General features: G+C 72.4%; 18 protein-coding genes. 6 read left to right on the top strand and 12 right to left on the bottom strand.

Annotation, left to right across the window (positions count from 1 at the left end):
• Nucleotides 1-235: 235 nt before the first annotated feature.
• Nucleotides 236-1711: a M23 family metallopeptidase gene (locus tag ACIGA3_RS26780; protein ID WP_399720420.1), complete on the top strand. Its 1476-nt coding sequence runs from the start codon at nt 236-238 to the stop codon at nt 1709-1711.
• Between the two features lie 52 nt (nt 1712-1763).
• Here ACIGA3_RS26780 and pcrA read toward each other — a convergent pair whose 3' ends face one another.
• Nucleotides 1764-4253 carry a DNA helicase PcrA gene (pcrA, locus tag ACIGA3_RS26775; RefSeq protein WP_399720418.1) on the bottom strand — a complete coding sequence of 830 codons (2490 nt, stop codon included), beginning with the start codon at nt 4251-4253 and terminating at the stop codon, nt 1764-1766.
• A gap of 163 nt (nt 4254-4416) precedes the next feature.
• Between pcrA and ACIGA3_RS26770 the strand changes: the two genes are divergently transcribed.
• A complete protein-coding gene (locus ACIGA3_RS26770) occupies nt 4417-5424 on the top strand; it encodes a hypothetical protein (protein WP_399720415.1) in 1008 nt (335 codons plus the stop codon).
• Here the strand turns inward: ACIGA3_RS26770 and ACIGA3_RS26765 are convergent.
• Nucleotides 5402-5755, bottom strand: a complete 354-nt coding sequence (locus ACIGA3_RS26765; protein ID WP_399720413.1) for a hypothetical protein — start codon at nt 5753-5755, stop codon at nt 5402-5404. The genes ACIGA3_RS26770 and ACIGA3_RS26765 overlap by 23 nt on opposite strands.
• A 437-nt stretch (nt 5756-6192) precedes the next feature.
• On the opposite strand from ACIGA3_RS26765, the gene ACIGA3_RS26760 reads away from it, so the two are divergent.
• Nucleotides 6193-7302: an NlpC/P60 family protein gene (locus tag ACIGA3_RS26760; protein WP_399720410.1), complete on the top strand. Its 1110-nt coding sequence runs from the start codon at nt 6193-6195 to the stop codon at nt 7300-7302.
• 56 nt (nt 7303-7358) lie between these two features.
• Here the strand turns inward: ACIGA3_RS26760 and ACIGA3_RS26755 are convergent, their stop codons facing one another.
• A complete protein-coding gene (locus ACIGA3_RS26755) occupies nt 7359-8120 on the bottom strand; it encodes a LuxR C-terminal-related transcriptional regulator (protein WP_399720407.1) in 762 nt (253 codons plus the stop codon).
• Nucleotides 8117-9409, bottom strand: a complete 1293-nt coding sequence (locus ACIGA3_RS26750) for a PspC domain-containing protein (RefSeq protein ID WP_399720404.1) — start codon at nt 9407-9409, stop codon at nt 8117-8119. The genes ACIGA3_RS26755 and ACIGA3_RS26750 overlap by 4 nt, the downstream gene beginning before the upstream one ends.
• 254 nt (nt 9410-9663) lie before the next feature.
• On the opposite strand from ACIGA3_RS26750, the gene ACIGA3_RS26745 reads away from it, so the two are divergent.
• Nucleotides 9664-11268 carry a PspC domain-containing protein gene (locus ACIGA3_RS26745; protein WP_399720402.1) on the top strand — a complete coding sequence of 535 codons (1605 nt, stop codon included), beginning with the start codon at nt 9664-9666 and terminating at the stop codon, nt 11266-11268.
• Nucleotides 11255-11470, top strand: coding sequence for a hypothetical protein (locus ACIGA3_RS26740; protein ID WP_399720399.1), 216 nt, complete (start codon nt 11255-11257; stop codon nt 11468-11470). The genes ACIGA3_RS26745 and ACIGA3_RS26740 overlap by 14 nt, the downstream gene beginning before the upstream one ends.
• A 99-nt stretch (nt 11471-11569) precedes the next feature.
• On the opposite strand, the gene ACIGA3_RS26735 is transcribed toward ACIGA3_RS26740, so the two are convergent.
• The 4 genes from ACIGA3_RS26735 to guaA form a co-directional block, all read right to left on the bottom strand.
• Nucleotides 11570-12088, bottom strand: a complete 519-nt coding sequence (locus ACIGA3_RS26735) for a DoxX family membrane protein (protein ID WP_399720397.1) — start codon at nt 12086-12088, stop codon at nt 11570-11572.
• Nucleotides 12089-12228: 140 nt separating this feature from the next.
• Nucleotides 12229-13515 carry a hypothetical protein gene (locus ACIGA3_RS26730; protein ID WP_399720395.1) on the bottom strand — a complete coding sequence of 429 codons (1287 nt, stop codon included), beginning with the start codon at nt 13513-13515 and terminating at the stop codon, nt 12229-12231.
• A 207-nt stretch (nt 13516-13722) separates the two neighbouring features.
• Nucleotides 13723-14517, bottom strand: coding sequence for a class II aldolase/adducin family protein (locus ACIGA3_RS26725; protein WP_399720393.1), 795 nt, complete (start codon nt 14515-14517; stop codon nt 13723-13725).
• A gap of 145 nt (nt 14518-14662) precedes the next feature.
• On the bottom strand, nt 14663-16243 hold the full coding sequence (guaA, locus tag ACIGA3_RS26720) for a glutamine-hydrolyzing GMP synthase (RefSeq protein WP_399720391.1): 1581 nt from the start codon (nt 16241-16243) through the stop codon (nt 14663-14665).
• A gap of 279 nt (nt 16244-16522) precedes the next feature.
• On the opposite strand from guaA, the gene ACIGA3_RS26715 reads away from it, so the two are divergent.
• Nucleotides 16523-16831, top strand: a complete 309-nt coding sequence (locus ACIGA3_RS26715; RefSeq protein WP_399720515.1) for a chorismate mutase — start codon at nt 16523-16525, stop codon at nt 16829-16831.
• A gap of 699 nt (nt 16832-17530) precedes the next feature.
• Here ACIGA3_RS26715 and ACIGA3_RS26710 read toward each other — a convergent pair.
• The 4 genes from ACIGA3_RS26710 to ACIGA3_RS26695 all read right to left on the bottom strand — a co-directional run bounded on the left by ACIGA3_RS26710 (nt 17531) and on the right by ACIGA3_RS26695 (nt 23694).
• Complete coding sequence (locus ACIGA3_RS26710; protein ID WP_399720388.1) at nt 17531-19351, bottom strand: GMC family oxidoreductase N-terminal domain-containing protein; 1821 nt, start codon at nt 19349-19351, stop codon at nt 17531-17533.
• A gap of 56 nt (nt 19352-19407) precedes the next feature.
• Entirely contained in the window at nt 19408-21021 is a 1614-nt protein-coding gene (locus ACIGA3_RS26705; protein ID WP_399720386.1) for a succinic semialdehyde dehydrogenase, read from the bottom strand.
• 133 nt (nt 21022-21154) lie between these two features.
• Nucleotides 21155-22012 carry a serine/threonine-protein kinase gene (locus ACIGA3_RS26700; RefSeq protein WP_399720383.1) on the bottom strand — a complete coding sequence of 286 codons (858 nt, stop codon included), beginning with the start codon at nt 22010-22012 and terminating at the stop codon, nt 21155-21157.
• A gap of 65 nt (nt 22013-22077) precedes the next feature.
• The gene (locus ACIGA3_RS26695; RefSeq protein WP_399720380.1) at nt 22078-23694 is read right to left on the bottom strand and encodes a serine/threonine-protein kinase; all 1617 of its coding nucleotides are present in this window, start codon (nt 23692-23694) and stop codon (nt 22078-22080) included.
• Nucleotides 23695-23716 lie beyond the last annotated feature (22 nt).

Below are 23716 nucleotides of genomic sequence, written 5' to 3'. Positions count from 1 at the left end.
ACGCGGAGTGGCCGGCGGCCCTGTCACAGGCTTCCCATGGGTGACGCAGCGTCACAGATCCTCGAACACTCTTCGAACACAGGGCCAAACTCGCGTCCAGCGAACCCCGAAACACGGCCGAATGCCCGTTTCCCGTCCACATGAAACCAGCGGAAGATTGTCGCGCCCGCATACCGCCGGGTACAGTCGCCGCACTGCTCTGGCAGCCCCTGTTGTCGAGGCGAAAGAGAAGTTGGTGAACGACCGTCACCCGTCGGGGACCATGACCCCGGCTCCGGCTTCCGACGCCTCCCACGCGCACTACGCGCCGTACGGAGCACCGGAAGTCCCGTACGACGACCTCACCACGTACGGCGGTTACGACGCCAACGGTTTCCCTCTGGGCGAGGCGGCCTACGCCGCCGACCCGCACCTCGGCGGCTATCCGGCCGGCCCGCACACCACGGGCGCGTACGACACGACGCACTGGCAGACCGGCGACGGCGGGCACCTCGCCCACGACCCCTACGCGGCCCAGCAGCACACCGGCCACGACACGGGCGCCTACGACACCGCCGCCTGGACCGTCCCCGCGCAGGGCACCCCCGAGGACACCGGCGCCTGGGACCCCAACGCCTGGTCCCAGCAAGGGCAGCAGATCACCCCGGACCCCGCCCAGCAGTGGGACTGGGGCACCCAGACCTTCGACACCGGCGCCTACGACGCCACCCAGTGGAACACCGACGGCACGGCGCCCGAGCACCAGCGGGCCGAGGAGCCGTTCGACCAGCAGGCGACGGCCACCTTCGACCAGGTGACCCACGACCCGTACGGGGACGACGCCGCGTACGCGGAATACGCCGACCACCAGTACGGCGAACACCCCGACGCGGACGACGAGTTGACCGGTACCGGCGAACTCCCCGCCGTGCCCGTCCTCCTGGACGACCAGGAAGAGGTCATCCCGGCACCGCGAGCCGGTTCCCGCGCCGCGGCCCGCTCCCGCCGCCGTACACCGGCCAAGCGTTCCGCCCTGCTGACCGTCGCCGTGCCCTCGGCCTGTGTGATGGGGGTGGCCGGGATCGCCGCCGCCTCGGTCGGTGATCTGACCGGTGACACGCAGGAGGCCGCCGCCTCCGCGGCCGACGCGCACACCGTGAAGCCGTCCGTCGCCAACAGCAAGCTCGACACCCAGCTGCGGACCCTGTCCGCCGGGGCCGACGACTTCACCGACCGGGTGAGCCGGACCCAGGAGCGCATCGACCTCAGGGCGCAGCAGGCGCTGGAGAAGAAGAAGGCCGCCGCCGAGGCCGCGCTCAAGGAGAGACTCCGCCCCAAGTTCGCCATCCCGGTGCTCCAGAAGGGGCTCAGCGCCCAGTTCGGGCAGGCGGGCGTGAACTGGATGTCCGTCCACACCGGCATCGACTTCCCCGTGTCGTACGGCACCACCGTGATGGCCGCGACCGACGGCGTCGTCTCGACCAAGTGGAACAGCGCCTACGGCAACATGCTGGTCCTGACGGCGAAGGACGGCACGGAGACCTGGTACTGCCATCTCTCCAGCTACCGCGTCCCCTCCGGCACCACCGTCAAGGCGGGCGAGCCGGTCGCCTACTCCGGCAACTCGGGCAACTCCACGGGCCCGCACCTGCACTTCGAGGTCCGCCCGGCGGGCGGCGCGGCCATCGACCCGCTCCCCTGGCTGCGCAGCCACGGCCTGGACCCGACCTGATCCCCGCTGTCCTGAAGGACGAGCCCCGCCGGTCCGGCGGGGCTCGTCCTGTCTAGAGCTTCTCCACCGGCGCGTACCGCAGCAGCAGCCGCTTGGCGTTGCCGCCGCCGAAGTCGATCGTGGCCTGCGCCTTGTCGCCATCGCCGGCCACCGCGACCACCGTGCCCAGACCGAACTGGTCGTGGGTGACGCGGTCGCCGATCGCCAGCGACACCACCGGCTTGTCGCCGGTCCTGCGGGTGGCGAACCCGGAGGCACCGGCCGCCGACGAGCGGGACCGGGACGAGGAGAGGGTGGACGCGACCGAGGAGGCGGCCTTGCCGAACGCGGGCGCGGACGAGGCACCGGTCCGCTTCCACTCCAGGTGGGTGGCCGGGATCTCCTCCAGGAACCGGGAGGGCGGGTTGTACGACGGCTGGCCCCAGGCGCTGCGCAGCGCGGCACGGGTGAGGTAGAGCCGCTCCCGCGCGCGCGTGATGCCGACGTAGGCCAGGCGCCGTTCCTCCTCCAGCTCCTTGGTCTGATTGAGGGCGCGCATGTGCGGGAAGACGCCGTCCTCCATGCCGGTGACGAAGACGACCGGGAACTCCAGGCCCTTGGCGGTGTGCAGGGTCATCAGCGTGATGACGCCGTCGCCGTCCTCCTCGTCGGGGATCTGGTCGGAGTCGGCGACGAGCGCGACGCGCTCCAGGAACTCGGCCAGCGTGCCCTGCTCGCCGTCCTCGCGCTCCTGCTCGAACTCCAGCGCCACGGCCGCGAGTTCCTGGAGGTTCTCGATCCGGGTCTCGTCCTGCGGGTCGGTTGACGCCTGCAACTCGGCCAGATAGCCGGTGCGTTCGAGGACCGCCTCCAGCACGGTGGCCGGTCCGGCGCCGGACTCGACGACGGTGCGCAGGTCGTCCATCAGCGCGTTGAACCGCCGCACCGCGTTGGTGGAGCGCGCGGCCATGCCGTACGCCTCGTCCACCCGCTTCAGCGCCTGCGGGAAGCTGATCTTCTCCCGCTGGGCGAGGGCGTCGACCATCGCCTCGGCGCGCTCCCCGATGCCCCGCTTGGGCACGTTGAGGATGCGGCGCATCGGCACCGAGTCCTCGGGGTTGGCGAGGACGCGCAGGTAGGCCAGGACGTCCCGGACCTCCTTGCGCTCGTAGAAGCGCACACCGCCGACGACCTTGTACGGCAGGCCGACGCGGATGAAGATCTCCTCGAACACACGGGACTGCGCGTTGGTGCGGTAGAACACCGCCACGTCCCCGGCCTTGGCGTCGCCCGCGTCGGTGAGGCGGTCTATCTCGTCGGCGACGAACTGGGCCTCGTCGTGCTCGTTGTCCGCGACATAGCCGATGATGCCGGCGCCCTGGCCCGCGTTGGTCCACAGGTTCTTGGGGCGGCGCGACTCGTTGCGCTCGATGACCGCGTTGGCGGCGGACAGGATGGTCTGCGTGGAGCGGTAGTTCTGCTCCAGCAGGATCGTCGTCGCGTCCGGGTAGTCCTCCTCGAACTGGAGGATGTTGCGGATGGTCGCGCCCCGGAAGGCGTAGATCGACTGGTCCGCGTCACCCACGACGCACAGCTCGGCCGGCGGGACGTCGTACTCGCTGGGCGGCACGTCGGCGTCCTCTGCGGCACGGGCACCGGTCCCGACCAGCTCCCGGACCAGCGCGTACTGCGCGTGGTTGGTGTCCTGGTACTCGTCGACCATGACGTGCCGGAAGCGGCGGCGGTAGTGCTCGGCCACGTCGGGGAAGGCGCGCAGCAGGTTGACCGTGGTCATGATCAGGTCGTCGAAGTCGAGCGCGTTGGCCTCGCGCAGCCGCGACTGGTAGAGCGCGTACGCCTGGGCGAGGGTCTTCTCGAAGCCGTCGGTCGCCTGGGCGGCGAAGTCCTCCTCGTCGATCAGCTCGTTCTTGAGGTTGCTGATCTTGGCGCTGAAGGACTTCGGCGGGTAGCGCTTGGGGTCGAGGTCCAGATCGCGGCAGACCAGGGCCATCAGGCGCTTGCTGTCGGCCGCGTCGTAGATCGAGAAGGACGAGGTGAAGCCCAGCCGCTTCGACTCGCGGCGCAGGATGCGGACGCAGGCGCTGTGGAAGGTCATGACCCACATCGCGCCCGCGCGCGGGCCGACGAGCTGCTCGACGCGCTCCTTCATCTCGCCCGCGGCCTTGTTGGTGAAGGTGATCGCCAGGATCTGGCCGGGGTGCACATGCCGCTCGGCCAGGAGGTGGGCGATGCGGTGGGTGAGCACACGCGTCTTGCCGGAACCGGCGCCCGCGACGATGAGCAGCGGGGAGCCCGCGTGGACGACGGCCGCGCGCTGGTTCTCGTTCAGCCCCTCCAGGAGGGCCGCCGCGTCGATCGGGGGGCGCGGGGCGCCGTCGCGGTAGTGGGTGTCCCGGTCCGGGGGCGCGTCGAACTTCCCCCCGAACAGGTCGTCCGGGACCGACTCCGGAGCGTGCTCGTCCTCGGGCGGCGCGGATTCCTCCTCGTGCCCGCGCGGGGGCTGGAGGCTGGCCAGGAAGCTGTCGTCAAAGAGGCTGCTCATCGCTCTACGAGTCTAGGGCGCCCCACCGACAACCGGTCCCCGTCCCGGGAACATGGCCGGATTCCCGGCGGGACGATCTCCGCAGGGGCCGGTCCTCTTTTTTCGAGCCCCACGCGCGCGTGCCCTCCCCGCCGGGGGCGTGCCGCTCCCTAGCATCAAGGACATGTCGGGCATCTCGGGTATGCGCACGTGGGTGGCGGAGCGTCCTCCGGCGGCGGGAACGGCCGTCATGGCGACCGCCGTCGTCTCCATCGGCCTGCGGCTGGCGGGCGTCGAGGTGGTGTCCCGGATCTTTCTGGTACTGGCCTGCCTCGCCTGGCTGGCCCTCGCCGCCACCTTCGCGGTACGGCTGGCGGGACAGCGGGGGCGCTGGGCGGAGGAGGCCCACGACCCGGCCGCGCCCACGGCCGTGGCGGCCACCGCGGTGCTCGGCACCCGGTTCTCGCTGCTCGGCGTCCAGCCTCTGGCCGAGGCCCTGCTGGCCCTGGCGGCACTGCTCTGGCCGGTCCTGATCATCGCCGTCCTACGGCACTGGGGGCAGCGCATGCCGGGCACAGTGTTCATGTGTTGTGTGGCCACACAGGCGCTCGCGGTGCTGGCGGCCACGCTGGCGGGGGCGGAGGCGACGGCGTGGCTCGCGCACACCGCGCTGGTGCTGTTCTGGCTGGGCCTGCTGCTCTACGCGCTGGCCCTGCCCCGCTTCGACACCCGCCAGGTGCTTCAGGGGCCGGGCGACCACTGGATCGCGGGCGGCGCGCTGTCGATCTCGGCGCTGGCCGGGGCCCGGCTGATCTCCGCCGACAGCCCGCGGCTGTATCTGTGGAACAAGGACGACAGCGGCGTCCTGCGCGAGGTGACCGTGATCCTGCTGGTGCTGGACCTCGCCTGCTACGCCGCCCTGGTGCTGGCCGAGCTCGCACGCCCCCGGCCGCGCTACGGCCTGCTGCGGTGGGCGACGGTGTTCTCGATGGGCATGACGGCGGCGGCGACCCTCGCGGTCGCGGCCGCCCTGGACGTGGCCTGGCTGAGCGGACCGGGGAAGGTGCTGGTGTGGGTGGCGGTCGCGGTGTGGCTGGCGGCGGCCCTGGGTGCGGTGCTCGCGGCGCGCGGCGGGAGCACCGGGCCCCAGGGGGCGGGAGCGCCGGACGTCACGTCCACAGCACGGCGATGAAGATGTTCGCCGTGGTCAGGGCGCCGACCAGCCCGAACATGCCCTTGTCGACCGTCTCCTCGTCGCGCTTCACATAGACGAGACCGAGGATCACGATCAGCAGGGCCAGCTTGATGCCGATCTTGATGTTGTTGACGTGGTGGCCGTCCGCCTCGTTGAGGCCGACCAGCACCACGCCGGTGACCAGCATCGTGATCGCGCCGTGCAGCATGGCGGGCACGAAGCGGGCCGTACCCCGGCCCATCGCCTTCATCTGGGTGAGGAAGCCGCCGAGCAGCGCGGCGATGCCGATGATGTGCAGGCCGACGAAGACATGGATGAGTACGGTCATAAAAAGCGAGCCTAGTTCGGGACACCCCGTCACCCCCGTACCGGCCCCGCGTCCGGCTCGCGGCCCCGGTGGATCTCACCCGCTCGCGGGCTGTAGCACCTCCTGCCTCCCTCGGGTCCCGTCTTCCTCTCTTTGATCATCCCGCTGCGGGAAGGCGACTCCTTCACCCCGGTATTCCGGTCAAACACGGTCGCTGCCCGGTCCGTCGAGGACAGTTCCGTACACGCGTTACCGACCCGTCACCATCCGGCCTAGCGTCCTCCCCCAGGTGACCGGCTCCCCACAGCCGCCCGGACCAGGGGCGGCAGCCGGACATCACCGCCGAGGACCGTCCGTCGGCCGCCGTCTCCCCTGTGCGGACGGCCGCCGGACACCGGCCCCGCTGGGGCACGGCGTCCTCGGCCGCACGAGTCCCATGGAAGGACGTGACGGTCCAGGTGGCAGCGCACCGAAAGCTCCGAGCGCGCTCACTCAGCGGCAACACGGCCCGCACGGCCGCCACTCTCGCCCTGGCGGGAGCGGCGACCGCGACGGCCTTCGACGGAACGGGACACGCCGAGCCGCAACTCACCACGGCCCAGGTCAAGAGCAAGGTGGACCGGCTGTACCAGGAGGCGGAGACCGCCACCGAGAAGTACAACGGCGCACACGAGAAGGCGAGCGCCGCCCAGCACCGGCTGAACTCCCTGCGCGACGAGACCGCCCGCCGGCAGACCAGACTCGACACCGCCCGCGGCGCACTGGGTTCCTTCGCCGCCGCGCAGTACCGCGACGGCGCGATCGCCCCGAGCTGGCAGCTCGCCCTCTCCAGCAACCCCGACCGCTACCTGGACGGCGCGGCCTTCGCCGAACGCGCCGGTGACCGCCAGGCCAAGCAGGTGGCCCGCGTACGCGCCCAGCTCCGGGAGATCGAGCAGCTACGCGGTGCGGCCCGCGTCGAGGCGCAGTCGGTACGGTCCCGGCAGGCCGAGCTGAAGCGGCAGAAGGACACCGTCACCACCAAGCTCAAGCAGGCCCGGCACCTGCTCGAACGGCTCACCCCGCCCGAGCGCGCCAAGGCCACCAGCGGCGCCCCCGCGACACTGGCCCGCGCCACCCGCACCGGCACCGGCGGCCGCTCCGCCCCGGCTCCGGCCGTCCCCGCCAAGGCGTCCTCCAGGCGGACGGCCGCGCCCACCGGCCGGGCCACCGCGCCCGACTCCCGTGCCTCGGCGGCCGTCGCCTACGCCTACCGGAAGCTCGGCAGCCCCTACGTCTGGGGCGCGACCGGCCCGAACGCCTTCGACTGCTCGGGCCTGATCCAGGCCGCCTACCGCTCCGCGGGCATCTCCCTCCCCCGCACCACCTACGCCCAGATCAACGCGGGCCGGCGCGTCTCCCGGTCCCAGCTCCAGCCCGGCGACCTGGTGTTCTTCTACTCCGGGATCAGCCACGTGGGCATGTACGTCGGCAACGGCCGCATGATCCACGCCCCCAACCCCTCGGCACCGGTCCGGGTGGCGCCCATCGACCAGATGCCGTTCGCGGGAGCGACTCGGGTGGCCTGAGCGGAGCCGCGCCCCCTGGGGGTTCCGTCGGGGACTTCCGTAAGGGGCCCTCGGGGTCAGACCAGCCTGCGGGCCGTCGCCCAGCGGGTCAGCTCGTGCCGGTTGGACAGCTGGAGCTTGCGCAGCACCGCCGAGACATGGGACTCGACCGTCTTCACCGAGATGAACAGCTGCTTGCCGATCTCCTTGTACGCGTAGCCACGCGCGATCAGGCGCAGCACCTCACGCTCGCGCTGGGTGAGACGGTCCATGTCCTCGTCGACCGGCGGGGCGTCGGTGGAGGCGAAGGCGTCCAGCACGAACCCGGCCAGCCGGGGCGAGAAGACGGCGTCGCCCTCCTGCACGCGGAAGATCGAGTCGATCAGGTCGGACCCGGTGATGGTCTTGGTGACATAGCCGCGCGCCCCGCCCCGGATCACCCCGATCACGTCCTCCGCCGCGTCGGAGACCGAGAGCGCGAGGAAGCGCACGGGCTGCTCGGGGTCCGCCATCAGGGCCGCGCTGCGCCGGAGGACCTCGACCCCGCCGCCGCCGGGCAGATGGACGTCGAGCAGGACCACCTCGGGCCGGGTCGTGGTGATGACCGAGACCGCCTGGTCGACGTCCGCGGCCTCGCCGACCACCTCGACCCCGGTCCGCGCGGTCTGCCCGATCTCCGCCTGCACCCCGGTGCGGAACATGCGGTGGTCGTCCACGAGCACCACCCGGACACGGCGCCCGGCCGTGCCCTCCGCCTCCGCCGGCTCCGCGGTGTCGCGTCCGGGATCGGCCACCTCCGCCTCCCCCGTCGTGCCGTTCGCCTCGGTCGCGTCACTCATGCCGTCTTCTCCGCCCTCTCCATCTCCAACTCGACTTCCGTGCCGACGTCCGGCACCGACCGCAGCCGGGCCGTACCGCCGTTGCGCTCCATACGCCCGATGATCGACTCCCTGACCCCCATGCGGTCGGCGGGTATGGAGTCGAGGTCGAAGCCAGGCCCCCGGTCGCGGACGGACACGAAGACCGTACGGCCCTCGACTTCGGCGTAGACCTGCACGGCACCGCCTTCGCCACCGTACTTGGCGGCGTTCACCATCGCTTCGCGCGCGGCCTGCATCTGCGCGCTCGTCCGGTCGTCCAGAGGGCAGTCGCCCACCACCACGACCTCTATGGGCACTCCGTGCTTGTCCTCCACCTCGGCCGCGTTGCGCCGCACCGCCTCCGCGACCGTGTCCGGTTCGTCGGCCTCGTCCTTGCCGGTGCCCTCCGGCTTGTACAGCCAGGTGCGCAGGTCCCGTTCCTGCGCCCGGGCCAGGCGGCGCACCTCGCCCGCGTTGTCCGCGTTGCGCTGGATCAGGGTGAGGGTGTGCAGCACCGAGTCGTGGACGTGCGCGGCGACCTCGGCCCGCTCCTGGGCGCGGATGCGCATCAGGCGTTCCTCGGACAGGTCCTGGGTCACGCGGACGAGATAGGGACCGGCGAGCAGGGTGATGCCGACGAGGACGGCGAGTGCGGCCTCCAGCACCGCTCCCAGGTGGGCGGCGGAGACCTGCATCACGAAGATGGCGGAGACCCCGGCGGTGACCAGCAGCACGCCCACGCCGGCCCGGAGCAGGGTGAGCGTGCGCCGGTGGCTGCCGACCTCGACCCAGCGGGCCCGGCGGGCGTTGTCCGCCTGACGCCACACCAGGGCGACGCCGGCCGCGACGAGCACGGCCGGCACCAGGTACGCCTTGGCCGTGTTGGTCAGATTGACGCTGCCCAGGAAGACGATGGACACGATGACCATGAGGAGCAGGGCGACCATCTGCCCCTTGTCGGGCTTACGGGCCACCAGTCTGCGGCGCCCGTCCGGCGAGGTCTCGGTGCCGACCAGCGAGGCGGGCTTGTGGTCGCCCACACCGCCCACCCCGAGCGGGACGAAGAACCAGAACGCGGCGTACAGCAGCGCGCCCAGGCCGTTCGCCATGAACAGGCCGGCGAAGGCCAGCCGCACCCACACCACGGGCAGCCCGAGATGCCCGGCGAGGCCCCGCGCCACTCCGCCCAGCCAGCGACCGTCACCGCTGCGGTAGAGCTTGCGCGGCGGCCGCGGGTCTTCGAGTGGGAGTGCTGCGGCTTCCGGCATGCCAACGATGGTCACACGGCGGTGGGTGCCGGGGCATCAGGGTCGTCCCCCGAGACTCCCCTGATCTTCGCCGGGGTTTCCCTGATCTCCGGCAGACCGCACCGGGATCTCCGGCAGACCGCACCGGCCGGAGCGTGGCCCGGAGCGGAGACCCGGAGTCGAACAGATTCCCGTCCCGTCTCAGGGGCGATTTCAGGGTTCGACCAGGGTCGACCCGACTGCCCTGACGGCTCCCGGACCGTCACCATGGACACATGACGGATCACGAGCACGCCGCGACGGGTCCGGGACCCGGCTCCGGCCCACGCCCGGCCTCGGGCACCGGGCCGACGGATGCCGCACCCGCCGCGACGGAGCGGACGGGTCCGGACCAGGCAGACAGTACGGATGCGCAGGAGACGCCCGCCGGAGCGCAGGGCGCGGAGAGAGGAGGTGAAGGAGTGAGGGACTCGGGTGTGAGGGACTCGGGAGCGAAGAACTCGGGTGTGCAGGACACAGCGGAAGCGGGCACCGCGGCAGGGCATCGGCCCGGCACCGCCGAGGCCCCCCGCCGCTTCCGCCGCGACCGGCGGCACAAGACGATCGCGGGTGTGTGCGCGGGCCTCGGCCGGCACACGGACATGGACCCGGTGATCTTCCGCATCACCCTGGCCGTGCTGGCCGCGACCGGCGGCATCGGCCTCGTCTTCTACGGCTTCGCCTGGCTCCTCGTGCCGTGCGACGACGAGGAGGAGAACGAGGTACGCAAACTGCTGACCGGCCGGGTCGACGGGCAGGCGCTGGCCGCCGTCCTGTTCGCCCTGATCGGCTGCGGGGTCATCCTGACCACGCTGCGCAACGGCGGGGTGCTGACCTTCGCCGTGGTGCTCTCCCTGCTGCTGGCCGGGGCCGGGTACTGGTCACGGCACCGGGCCACCACCGACCCCGCCCCCTCCCCGAGTGACGAGCCGAAGTCGCCCAGGGGCCACCCCATAGCCGCGCAGGCGGCGGCAGACGCCCCGCCGGAGACCCAGGCACCGCCGATCTACTACAGCGGGCCCTCCTGGTGGCGGGACCCGATCGTCAAGGACGGCACCCACGTCGGCGGCACCGGGTACTTCTGGGGCCCCGGCGACGCCTACGAAGAGCACGTCATGCCCTCCCCGCCCCTCGACTTCGTCATGCGGCTCCCCTGGCCCCACTCCCTCGCCGGCCGTATACCGGGCGACAAGCGGTCCAAGTCTCGGGGACCACGCTGGATCAGCGGCTGGGTGTTCCTGCTCGCCCTGCTGGCGGGCGGCCTGGGCGGCAGCCGTACCTGGGAGACGCGCCCGCTGGCCACCAGCCTCCAGACCGGACTGGCCTGCGCCCTGGTGGTGTTCGGACTGGGCATAGCCGTCAGCGCCTTCCTCGGGCGCACGGGAGGCGGGTCCGCCTTCCTGGCCCTGATCACGGCGCTGCTGCTGGCCGGAAGTGCCGCGCTGCCGAGCGATGTCACCTCCCACTGGAGGCACACGGCCTGGCGGCCGGCGGCCACGGCGGACGTCCGCCCCGTCTACGAGCTGGGGTCCGGCTCCGCCACCCTCGACCTGACCGAGCTCCACCTGACCAAGGACCAGACGGTGGCCACCAGGGCGGGACTGGGAGCGGGCCGGCTGAGAGTGATCGTCCCGGCGGACGCGACCGCGGTGCTGAGTATCGACGTGGGGGTGGGCGACATCCGGTTGCCCGGTGACGACGGAAAGGACGTGGACGTGCGGCCGGGCAGGCACGAGACGGCGAACCTGGCCCCGGACAAGAGCACCAAGGAGACGGGCGTGCTGCGGATCGATCTGCATGTGGGCGTCGGACAGGTGGAGGTCAGCCGTGCTGCGTCATGAGTTCCAGCCCGGACGGCTGGTCGGCGGAATCTGCCTCACCGTCGCGGGCGCCCTCTACCTGGGGGACGTGCGCGGTCTGTGGGAGGTGCCCTGGTTCACGGCGGTCCCCCTGGCCGTCGGCGGCCTGTTCCTGGCGGGATTGACCACCGCCCTCACCCGCGCCATACGCAGACGGAGCGGCGCGGAGGACGAGAAGGTCTGAGGGCGGCCCGGCCCGGCCCCGCCAGGCCCGGCCCCGCCCGGCCCGGCCCGGCCCCGCCAAGCGCCGCCCAGCCCTATTCCAGCCCCTCCCCGCCCGGCTCTAGCGGTAGCCGCCCGACCGGCGTCGGCGGCGGTCCCGGAGGGAGGCGTCGAGGGAGAGATAGGGGGTGCCGGCGAGGACGAGGGGGAGCCAGGCCATCAGGTAGGCGAGGTCGTTGCCGTAGTAGTAGGGGCTGGAGGCCCAGCTGACGGTCAGCCACAGGCTCAGCGAGATCAGCGCGCCGCCCAGGGCGGCCAGCCGGCCGAGGAGTCCGATCAGGATGCCGATGCCCACGGCCAGCTCACCGAAGGCGATGGCGTAGCCGAAGCCGACGGGGCTCTTCAGGGCCAGGTCGACGAGGGCCGGGATGGCGGAGGAGTCCCGGACCGCGCGCATCGTGTCGCCGAGCGAACCGGCGCCGCCGGCCTTCATGAAGGCGCTGTCGGTGAGCTTGTCCAGGCCCGCGTAGACGAACGTGACACCGAGGAAGATCCGGAGTGGGAGGAGGGCGTAACGGGTGGCGGTGGCCCGCCAGTCACGGTCTCCGTCGAGATGGGAGGTGCGCGTGTCCGTCCGCATACCGTGAGTCATCACTTCATTCGCCTCTCGCCCGCCGTGCCGGACCCCTCACACGACGATACGTATGACGAAGGGAGCCGGTTCAATCCTCCCCCGGAGGTTTTCCGGATATCGGCGCACCGTACGGGGGCGTGGGGGGCTCAGTCCGTCACTTCGATGGGGTAGCGGTTGGTGGCCAGCCCGGCGGCCGTCACCACCTGCACCTCCACCGCGCCGGGCTCCACCTCGACCGGTACCGGGACGGTGAGGATGCTGTCGGTGGGGTTGCGGAAGCCTCCGGCGACCGGGATCAGGGGCACATGGACGTCGACCGCGCCGATGCGGACGACCATGCGGGCGAGGTGGTCGGCGCCCTGGGCGCCGGGCGGGACGAAGCCGGTGCCCCGGATCTCGATGTCGTCCCCGGTGCGGATCGGCCCGTCCAGGTCGCCGGGTTCGCGGGCGCGGACCACGGAGAGGACCACCGGGCGGCCGCCCTCGGCGTACTTGCCCGCCAGGTAGGTGGCCGCAGAGATCAGCACCAGCACGGCCAGCCCCCAGGGCAGGTCGGGCAGTTGGTCGGGGTGGCGGCCGAGGCGGACGGCGGCGAAGACCAGGGCGACGGCGCTGATGACGACGTACTGGATGTCGGCGAAGGCGCCCCGGCCCGCGTCGTCGGTGAGCAGGTCGGCGGCGCGCGGCCGGTGCGCGGGGACCTTCTGGAGCCGCTGACCGAGGACGCGGAGTCCGACCACCCGGCGCACCAGGACGGAGATGCCGCACACCACGGCGAGGACGGTCACCACGCCCGCGCCGCGGGCGAGGTCGAGACCGGCGAGGAGGGCGTCGCGTTCGGCGGGGTGGGAGGCGGCGGCGAGCCGGCCCGCCAGCAGCAGGACGGCGTAGGCGACGAAGAGCACCCAGCAGGCCGCGACCGTGCGGGAGGTCGACATCCGGTTGTCCTCGCCGATCATCGGGGCCAGCGCCCCGCCCCGCGCCCGGTGGAAGAAGCCGGCGAGGGTCAGCGCGCCCGACACGGCCACCGCGGCGAGCAGTCCGGCGGTGCGGGCGCTGCTCCAGCCCGCGCCGATCGCGGTGAGGGCCTGGGCGAGCAGCAGGACCACCACGGCACCCCAGGCCAGGAACGCCGTGCGGGTCCACAGCCCGGCCAGCCAGGCGTCGCCCTCGGCGCGGCCCCGCTCGGCGACCGCCTCGGCCCGCTGGGCCAGTTCGGCGGAGATCCACTGGCGGGACGCCGAGGCCGAGTGCGCCACGGCCGGGGGCAGCCCGCGTCCGGCGGCGAACTCGTCCCGGCCGCGCCTGAAGGCGGCGAGGGCACGGCGGTGCCCCTCGCGCGCCCCGTGCGGGCAGTCCCCGCACGCACAGCCGCCTCCATGGGCCCCCGCGCCGTCCGCTGCCGCGCTCTGCCTCGCCTCCTGCACCGCCACGACCGACGCCCGCCTTCCCCGCTACCGCTACCGCTACCCGAGACCCAAGACGCGGCCGCCGTCACCCACTGTGCATGCTCGGCCGCGCAACTCCCCTTTGACAAAAGCGAATTGTGCCCTACGCCGGGCGGCCGGGGTTCGCCGGTCCACGTCGGGCGGAAAGGACCGCCCATCCTGCTGACCCAGTCGCACGTCTGTCCGAACAGCTCAGCTCAGGAGGTCGGGTTCGCTCTGGCTGATGTCCTGCCACAGGGGCTGGTAGTTGATCCAGGCCACGAGGTCGCCGCCGAGCTGTTCGCGGGTGGCGACCGCCTGCCGGTGTTCGATGAGGACGGGACGGCCGGCGGCCTCGGCGGTGAGCTGGACCTCGCAGGACCGTTCCATGGACATGAACCACCAGGCAGCCGCGTCGACCGAGTCGCCCACGGTGAGCAGGCCGTGGTTGCGCAGCACGAGGGCCTTGCGGGAGCCGAGCACGGACGCGATGCGGCGCCCCTCCTCGGCGTCGACGGTGACGCCGGTGTAGGCGTCGTAGAGCGCGGTGTCCTCGTAGAAGGCGCAGCTCTCCTGGGTGATGGGGTCGGGGACCTCACCGAGGGCGGCGAGCGCGCGGCCGTGGACGGAGTGGCAGTGGGCGACGGCGACGACGTCCGGGCGGGCCGCGTGGACCGCCGCGTGGACGGTGAAGGCGGCCTGGTTGACGTGGTAGCGGCCCTCGACGACCTGGCCGTCCTTGTTGGCCAGGACGAGGTCGCTCACGGTGACGTGCCGGAAGGGCATCCCGAAGGGGTTGACCCAGAAGCAGTCGCTGAACTCCGGGTCGCGGGCGGTGATGTGGCCCGACACGCCGTCCTCGAACCCGGCGCGCCCGAAGAGGCGCAGGGCGCCCGCGAGGCGTTCCTTGCGGTGGCGGCGCTCGTCGTCGACCGACTCGTGCATGGGCGGCATGGCGAACCGCAGCTTGTCGGTGGGCAGCGGCGAGGGAGGGGTGGGCCGGTGCATGAGTCCTCCAGCGCTGGGGTGCTTTACGGACCGGAAGTTACCGTCGGGTGGCGGGGTACCAAAAGAGGCCGGGGTACCAAAAAGAGGTGGAACGGCCGGAGCCGTTCCACCTCGGGCGGCGCCGGTCAGCGGGCCGGCGCCGGGGTCACTCCCACTCGATGGTGCCCGGCGGCTTGGAGGTCACGTCGACGACGACGCGGTTGACGTCGCGGACCTCGTTGGTGATCCGGGTGGAGATCTTCGCGAGGACGTCGTACGGCAGCCGCGACCAGTCGGCGGTCATGGCGTCCTCGGAGGAGACCGGGCGCAGCACGATCGGGTGGCCGTAGGTGCGGCCGTCGCCCTGGACGCCGACCGAGCGGACGTCGGCGAGCAGCACGACCGGGCACTGCCAGATCTCGCGGTCGAGACCGGCGGCGGTCAGCTCCTCGCGGGCGATGGCGTCGGCGTCGCGCAGCAGGTCCAGGCGGTCCTTGGTGACGTCACCGACGATGCGGATGCCGAGGCCGGGGCCGGGGAAGGGCTGGCGCTGGACGATCTCCTCGGGCAGGCCCAGCTCCTGGCCCACCATGCGGACCTCGTCCTTGAACAGCTTGCGCAGCGGCTCGATGAGCTGGAACTCGAGGTCCTCGGGGAGGCCGCCGACGTTGTGGTGCGACTTGATGTTGGCGGTGCCGGTGCCGCCGCCGGACTCGACCACGTCCGGGTACAGGGTGCCCTGGACCAGGAACTCCACGGCCGGGCCCTCGTCCGCGATGATCTCGGCCTGGGCCTGCTCGAAGACGCGGATGAACTCGCGCCCGATGATCTTCCGCTTCTCCTCGGGGTCGGAGACCCCGGCGAGCGCCTTGAGGAAGCGCTCCTCGGCGTCGACGACCTTCAGCTGGACGCCGGTGGCCGCGACGAAGTCCTTCTCGACCTGCTCGGTCTCGCCCTTGCGCATCAGGCCGTGGTCGACGTAGACGCAGGTCAGCTGGGAGCCGATGGCCTTCTGGACCAGGGCCGCGGCGACGGCGGAGTCCACGCCGCCGGACAGGCCGCAGATGGCGCGCTTGTCGCCGACCTGCTCGCGGATCGCGGCGACCTGCTCCTCGATGACGTTGCCCGTGGTCCAGGACGGGGTCAGGCCCGCGCCCCGGTACAGGAAGTGCTCCAGCACCTGCTGGCCGTGCGTGGAGTGCATGACCTCGGGGTGGTACTGGACGCCGTAGAGCTTCTTCTCGTCGTTCTCGAAGGCGGCGACCGGAACCACGTCGGTGGAGGCGGTGACGGTGAAGCCCTCGGGGGCGGCGGAGCAGGCGTCGCCGTGGGACATCCACACGGGCTGCTCGTCCGGGGTGCCCTCGAACAGGGTGGAGCCGGACTTGGAGACGTGCAAGCCGGTACGGCCGTACTCACGGGCGCCGCTGTTGTCGACGGTGCCGCCGAGGGTCTGCGCCATCAGCTGGAAGCCGTAGCACATGCCGAAGACGGGGACGCCGGCCTCGAAGAGGGCGCCGTCGAGCTGGGGGGCGTTCTCCGCGTAGACGGAGGAGGGGCCTCCGGAGAGGATGATCGCCGCGGGGTTCTTGGCGAGCATCTCGGCGACCGGCATGGTGCTGGGCACGATCTCGCTGTAGACCCGCGCCTCGCGGACGCGACGGGCGATGAGCTGGGCGTACTGCGCGCCGAAGTCGACGACCAGGACGGTGTCGGGGGCGGCGGCAGACTGGGTCGCTGATGACACGGGGTGCCTTCCGGCGGTTGGGCGGGGGTCTGTATGACCGATTCTAACGGGGTGGGCGCCGACCCCCTCCCCGATGCCGGAGGGCGATGTCCACAGCCGGTCCGGGGTGACTGGCAGCCGTGGCATACTGACCCCGTGTTCACCCAGACGACCTTCCGCTTTACCTATGGCACCGGGCCCGCCGGCTGCCATGGTCGTTCTGCTTGAGCACATAACAAGCGACTTCCGACAGGCGCTCCGGGCCGACAAGGCCCGGAGCGCCTGTCGTCTTTCCGGGTCCTGCCGGTCCGGGGCGGCCATGAGCACCAGGAGCCCCGAATGACCACTGCCACCCCGCACACCGAGCCGGAGCGGACCATCGACGACGCCCGTGAGCGGATCGACGCGCTGGACGACCGGATCATCGGTCTCGTCCAGGAGCGGATGGCCGTCTCCTCCGTGGTCCAGCGGACCCGGATCGCCTCCGGCGGGCGCCGGGTGAGCCTGTCGCGCGAGATGGAGATCCTCGGCCGCTACCGGGACGCCCTCGGCAAGCCGGGCACGGCGCTCGCCATGACCCTGCTGGAGCTGTGCCGGGGTCGTATCTGAGTTCGGTGCCGCTCTCACCCGTACGGCGCGTGACCGGCTCGCGCACGGCTTCGTTGAGCCCGTTGTCCGTGCCAGCCAGGGGCGGGCCCGACAGAACCACGCGTGGCTCGCCGGGGCGATGAGGGGTACGGGTCGTGCCGTACGCCGTGGGACCTCGTCCCGGAGAAGTGACCGGACGGCAGGGGACAGCAGCCCGGTCACCCAGGAGAAACGGCCGGCTCCGGGGACGCCCGGAGCCGTCCGGCGGACAACTGCACACATGAACCAGTGCCGGGCCGGCGGCCGCGGACGCCTCAGGGCGTGCGGTACGCGGCGCACCCTCCCCCATGTCCCCCGCGCACACCCCGGCACCCTCCCCGCACCACCCCCACCGCCCTCAGGTGCGGGACCACCGAGGCGGGCGGCGCGACCCCCCGGCGCCGCTTCCCCGGCACCGGCACACCTCCCTGACGCCGGTGCCGCCGACAAGGGCCCCGCGGCCGAGTCCCGCGGGGCCCTTCGTCATGCCCGCCCCCACATGTGATCGACGCCACATCGAAATGCGGGGCCGCGCTACAACCCCCGGCCGTCCTCGCGCATCGAACCAGGCACCGGGATCAAGAAAACGGTGAGAATCGAGGGACCTGCGTTCGGAGGGGGACGCAGGTCCCTGTCTCTTTCCCGCAGGACCCCTCAGTGTCTCTTTCCCGCAGGACCCCCTCAGTCCTTCTTGCGCGGCACCTCGGGAACCGCCAGCAGCGGCAGCCGGAGCGCGCCGAAGGCGTCCGCCGGGACCGCGGGAGTGCGCGGCGCCACGGCCTCCAGCCGCTGGTACGCCGCGCCAGGGGCCGGCCGCGGGTCCGCCTCACCCTTGTTCGGCCAGTACGACATGGCCCGCTCGGCCTGCGCGGTGATCGTCAGCGACGGATTCACGCCCAGGTTCGCGGAGACCGCCGCACCGTCGACCACCGAGATGCCGGGGTGGCCGTACAGCCGGTGGTACGGGTCGATCACGCCGGTCTCCGGGGAGTCGCCGATGGGGCAGCCGCCGAGGAAGTGCGCGGTCAGCGGGGTGCCCATCAGCTCGCCGATATTGCTGCCCGCGAAGCCGTTGATCTCGGCGGCGAGCGCGGAGGCGGCCCGGGTGGCGGCCTTGATCTGGGTCGGGTTCGGCGCGCCGTGGCCCTGCCGGGCGGTCAGCAGTCCCTTGCCGACGCCGCCGGGCTTCAGGTACGTCGTCAGGGAGTTGTCCAGCGACTGCATCACCAGGCCGATGATGGTCCGCTCCGACCAGCGCCGGTTGGAGACCGAGCGGGCCAGCTGCACCGGATGCCGGACCGCGTGCGCGAGCCAGCCGAGGACGCGCGAGGAGCCTTCGGCGTAGGGCACCTGGAGGATGGTAAGGCCGCCCATCGAGTTGGAGCCCTTGCCGTAGCGGACCGGCTCGATGTGGGTGTTGGCGTCCGGGTGGACGGAGGACGTGATGGCCACCCCACGCGTGAAGTCGACCTTGTCCGCGCCGTGCGCCTTGCGGTAGCGCCGGTCGTCGGTCTGGGCGCCGACCAGGGCCTCGGAGTTGGTGCGGGTGAGGTCGCCGAGCCGGGTGGAGAGGTGGGGCAGCTGGTGGTTCGCCTTCATGCGGTGCAGCAGGGTCTGGGTGCCGTAGGTACCGGCCGCGAGGACGACTCGGCGGGCGGTGAACAGCCGTCCCTGGCCGGTGCGTTTGCGGTCGGTGGGCAGGGTGGCGACCGCGTAGCCGCCGCGCGAGTCGTCCGTGACGGAGACGACGGTGGTCAGCGGGTGCACCACCGCGCCCGCCTTCTCCGCGAGGTACAGGTAGTTCTCGTTGAGGGTGTTCTTCGCGCCGTGCCGGCACCCGGTCATGCACTCACCGCACTCGGTACAGGCCCGGCGCGCGGGCCCGGCGCCGCCGAAGTACGGGTCCGCGACCTGCTCGCCGGGCCGCGCCTCGGCCGTGCCGTCGGCGTCCTCGCCGTCCCCGAAGAACACGCCGACAGGCGCCATGTGGAAGGTGTCACCGACGCCCATCCGCTGCGCCGCCGCCTTCAGGTGCTTGTCGGACGGGGTGGTCGTCGGGTTGAGCCGGACCCCGAGCATCCGCTTGGCCTGGTCGTAGTACGGCGACAGCTCGTCCTGCCAGTCGGTGATGTGCCGCCACTGGGCGTCCTCGAAGAACGGCTTCGGCGGCACGTACAGGGTGTTGGCGTAGTTGAGGGAGCCGCCGCCGACGCCCGCGCCGGCCAGCACCATGACGTTGCCCAGCAGATGGATGCGCTGGATGCCGTACAGGCCGAGTTTCGGGGCCCAGAGATAGTTGCGCAGGTCCCAGGAGTTGCGGGGCAGGGTGGCGCGGGTGAAGCGGCGGCCCGCCTCCAGTACGCCGACGCGGTAGCCCTTCTCGGTCAGGCGCAGGGCGGTCACCGAGCCGCCGAAGCCGGAGCCGACCACGAGCACGTCGTAGTCGTAACCGTCGTCGCGCCCTTCCTCGTTCCGGGTCTGGACAGTCTTCTCCTGCGACACGTGCTCTCCTCGTCGAGAACGGTGGTGGAACGGCGGGTCGGGCGGCAGTACAGCGGTCAGCGGAAGCGGAGCGCCTTCATCACCTTCAGGCTGCGGCTCATGAAGGCCGCGTACGCGGCGTCGTCCATGCCGAGCGAGGGCGCCATGGGCAGCAGCCGCTGGCGGGCGACGGTCTGGGCCTCGGTGTACTTGAGGATGCCCTCGGAGCCGTGGCGGCGGCCGAGGCCGGAGTCCTTCATGCCGCCCATCGGGGACTGGGCGCTGCCGTAGGCGGATGCGTAGCCCTCGTTGACGTTGACCGTGCCGGTGCGCAGCCGGGCGGCGATGTCCAGGCCGCGCTTCGCGTCGGTCGTCCACACCGAGGCGTTGAGGCCGTACGGCGTGGCGTTGGCGCGCTCCACGGCCTCGTCGTCGGAGCCGAAGCGGTAGACGGAGACGACCGGGCCGAAGGTCTCCTCGGCGCAGACGGACATGGTGTCGTCGACGCCGTCGAGGACGGTCGGCTCGAAGAAGTACGGGCCGATGTCGGGCCGGGCCACCCCGCCCGCGAGCACCTTGGCGCCCTTGGCGACGGCCTCCGTCACATGCGCCTCGACGGCCTTGAGCTGGCGTTCCCCGGCGAGCGAGCCCATGTCGGCGCCGTAGGCGAGGGCGGTGCCGAGCCGCATGGCCTTCGTCCGGGCGGCGAAGCGCTCCAGGAAGGCGTCGGCGACCGACTCGTGGACGTACAGCCGCTCGATGGAGATGCAGAGCTGGCCGGCCGAGGAGAAGCAGGCGCGTACGGCGCCGGCGGCGGCCTTCTCGATGTCGGCGTCGTCCAGGACCAGCATGGCGTTCTTGCCGCCGAGTTCGAGGGAGACGCCGATCAGGCGGGCGGCGGCGCCCTGGGCGACCTCGCGGCCGGTGCGGGTGGAGCCGGTGAAGGAGACGTAGTCGGCGTGCCGGACGATCTCCGGGCCGACCACCGGGCCCTCGCCGAGCACCACTTGGAAGACTCCGGCGGGCAGTCCGGCCTCGATGAGCAGGTCGCGGGCCCACAGGGCGGTCAGGCAGGTCTCGGTGTCCGGCTTCATCACGACCGCGTTGCCGGTGACGAAGGCGGGCAGGGCGTCGCCGACGGAGAGTTCGAGCGGGTAGTTCCAGGGGACGATCTGGCCCACCACTCCACGCGGGTGCCGCAGTTCGGTGACCCTGGTCAGGGTCGGCATGGCGCCGGTGTGCCGCTTGGGCCGCAGATAGGCGGGGGCCCGGCGGCCGTAGTGCCGGGCGGCGACGGCGACGGCCTGCACCTCCTCGTGCGCGTGCAGCCGGGCCTTGCCGGTCTCCAGCTGGATGAGGTCGAGCACCTCCGACTGGCGCTCCAGCAGCAGGTCGTGGAAGCGGAGCAGCACGGCGGCCCGTTCGCGCACCGGGGTCCGCTCCCACACGCGCTGGGCGGCGCGGGCGGCCTCGAAGGCGGCGGTGACGTCGTCCGGGGTGGACTCGGGCAGGTCGGCCAGCCTGGCCCCGGTGAGCGGGGTGTGGTTGCTGGTCCGGCCCGAGCCGGTGACGCCCTTGGTGAGCTGGGCCACCAGTTCCGGGGTGACCACGTCCGAGGCGGTGCGCACGCCCTCGGGGGCCGGGGCGATCGGGTTGGTGCCGGTGACTTCCGGGGCCTGCGAGTCCGTCATGAGCCGCAGGGTATGCCGGGGGGCGGGCTTTCGGTACCCGTCGGTAACGGGGTTTCACCGGCCGCACACATTCCGCCAGTGATCACTGGCGATGAATGCGCTGATCAGGGCGTTGTCGGCCCGGTCAGCCCGGTCACTCGACTCCGGATTTTTTCGACAGCAGCAGCCCGAGGGCCGCGAGCGGGGTACGGCGCACGGCGGGGGCGGGCGTCACGACGGTCTGCGTCAGCTCGACGGGCTCCGGTTCGGCTGCCGCCTCCTCCGCCTTCACTCCGGCACATGTCTCCAGCGCCGCCGCCACCTCCGCCGCGTCCGGCCGGGCGTCGGGGTCCGGGGCGCGCAGGCGGTCCAGCAGCGGGCCGAGCGGGCCGGGGTCGCCGTCGGCCATGGCGGCGAGCAGCGCGCCGAGCGACCACAGGTCGCAGGCGGGGCCGGCACCGCGCCCGGACGCCCGCTCCGGGGCGACGAACCCCTCCGGCGCGTCCTTTGTGTGCCCGTCGCCGATCCCGAAGTCGGTGACGACGACGCGCCCGGTGCCGGACTCGATGAGCACGTTGGCGGGCTTGATGTCCCGGTGCACGATGCCGACCGCGTGCGCGGCGCGCAGGGCGCCCAGTACGGCGAGCCCGATCCGGGCCGCCTCGGCGGGCGGCAGCGGACCGCGCCGTACGGTCTCGCGCAGCGACTCGCCCTCGACCCACTCCATGACGATCCAGGGCAGCCCGTCCTCGCTGACCACGTCCCGGAGCCGGACGGCGGAGGGGTGGCGCACCCGGGCCGCGGCGCCGGCCTCGCGCTGGAGCCGGTGCGCGATCCGCCCACTGGCCTCGTCCCCGGCCGGATCGCCGGGCAGCCGGGGCTCCTTGACGGCGACCGTGTCACCGTCCCGCTCGTCGCGGGCGCGCCAGACGGTGCCGGTCGGCCCGGCCCCGACGCGTTCGAGGAGCCGGTAGCGGCCGCCGACCGCAGGGGGTGCGCCGTCTTCACTCATGCCCCATGAGTACCGCGCGCACCCGGCGCTTGTCGACGCGGTACGCGCCCTCGACTCGGCTGGTTTCAGGGCTTGTCGAAGCGCAGTCCGGCGATGGCCTCCTTGGCCACCTCCTGGCCGCGCGCGGTGAGGTCGCCCTTGCCGGGATAGCCGACGACGAGCTTGTACATGTCGCCCGAGGTGGTGCGGTAGTAGAAGAGCTCCAGCTCGCGCGGGAGCGGGTTCTGGGTGTCGTCGGTGGTGTAGACGACAGTGTTCCGGGCGGCCTTGCGCCCCTGGTAGGTCGCCGAGCCGTCGGGACGGGTCTTCGCGCCGCTGGGCATCTCGAGCTGGTACGCGCCCTGCTTCTTGAACTGCTCGTCGTCGGCGTACATCTGGGCGGCGGCGTTGCTCTGGATGTCGTGCAGGGAGTCGTCGGCCCTGCGGTCCAGGCTCAGCACGACGGAGACGGCTCCGCTCCAGTCGGTGTACGACACCCAGTTCCGGTCGGTGTCGTCCTTCTTGGGGAGCTTCACCTGGTAGCTCTCCGGGACGGCGAGGGTGGCGCCCAGGGCAGGCGCCTTCCGGTTCGTCCAGCCGTCGGGCAGCGGGCCCGCGAACGGGTCGGCGAGCAGCAGCCATCCGGCGACGGCGGCCGCGACCACGACCGCTCCGGCACCCAGCCAGGTCCTGCGGCCCGGACGCCACCTGGGTGCGGACACCACCTCGGTGCGGGTCGGCGGCGAGGGCGCCGGGGGCCTGACAGCCGCCTCCAGCAGGGCCCGTACCTGAGGCGCCGTCGGCCGGGTGGCCGGGTCCTTGCGGAGCAGGCCGTCGATGACCTCGGCCAGCGGACCCCGTGCGGCGGGCGGTGCCGGGGTGGCGTGCAGCACGGACTGGAGGGTGGCCGGGGTGTTGCTGCGGCGGAACGGCGACACGCCCTCGGTGGCCGTGTACAGGACGACCCCGAGGGACCACAGGTCGCTCGCCGGGCCGGGCCGCCGGCCCAGCACCCTTTCCGGCGCGGTGTATTCGGGCGAGCCGACGAAGCCGCCGGTGTCGGTGAGCTGGGTCTCGCCCTCGATCTGGGCGATGCCGAAGTCGGTGAGGACGACGCGGTCGTGCCGGCCCAGCAGGACGTTGTCCGGCTTCACGTCCCGGTGCAGGACGCCCGCCGCGTGCGCGGTCTCCAGCGCGCCGAGCACGTCGAGGCCGATCCGGGCCGCCTCGCGCGAATCCAGCGTGCCTTCCTGGAGGGCGCTGCCGAGGGAGCGGCCGTGCACCAGCTCCATGACGATCCAGGGGCGGCCGTCGACCACGGCGACGTCGTGCACCTCGACCACGGCCGGGTGGTCGAGGCGGGCGGCGGCACGGGCCTCGCGGCGCATCCGCTCGAAGACATTGCCGCGTTCGCGCTCGGAGAGGTGGTCGGGCACACGGGGTTCCTTGACGGCGACCTCGCGTTCCACCGTCTCGTCCCTGGCCCGCCAGACCGTGCCCATGCCGCCGTGCCCGAGCTTGGCGAGCAGCCGGTACCGTCCGGCGATCAGCCGCCCGGCGCCCTGTTCCTCGGGTTCCTCGGGTGGGGGCGGCTGCGCGGGTACGGCGGGCTCGCGCGGTGGGCCGGCGTCCTGGTCCGGCGGGCGCAGTACAAAACTCGTCGTGTCGTCGGCCGCCCGGCCGACTCCCCCGTCGCTGCTCATGGTTCCATCCCTATCGCGCCGT

The sequence above is a fragment of the Streptomyces sp. NPDC085596 genome (genome assembly GCF_044541565.1).
Lineage (GTDB): Bacteria > Actinomycetota > Actinomycetes > Streptomycetales > Streptomycetaceae > Streptomyces.
This window is presented reverse-complemented; position numbering and strand designations above follow the sequence as displayed.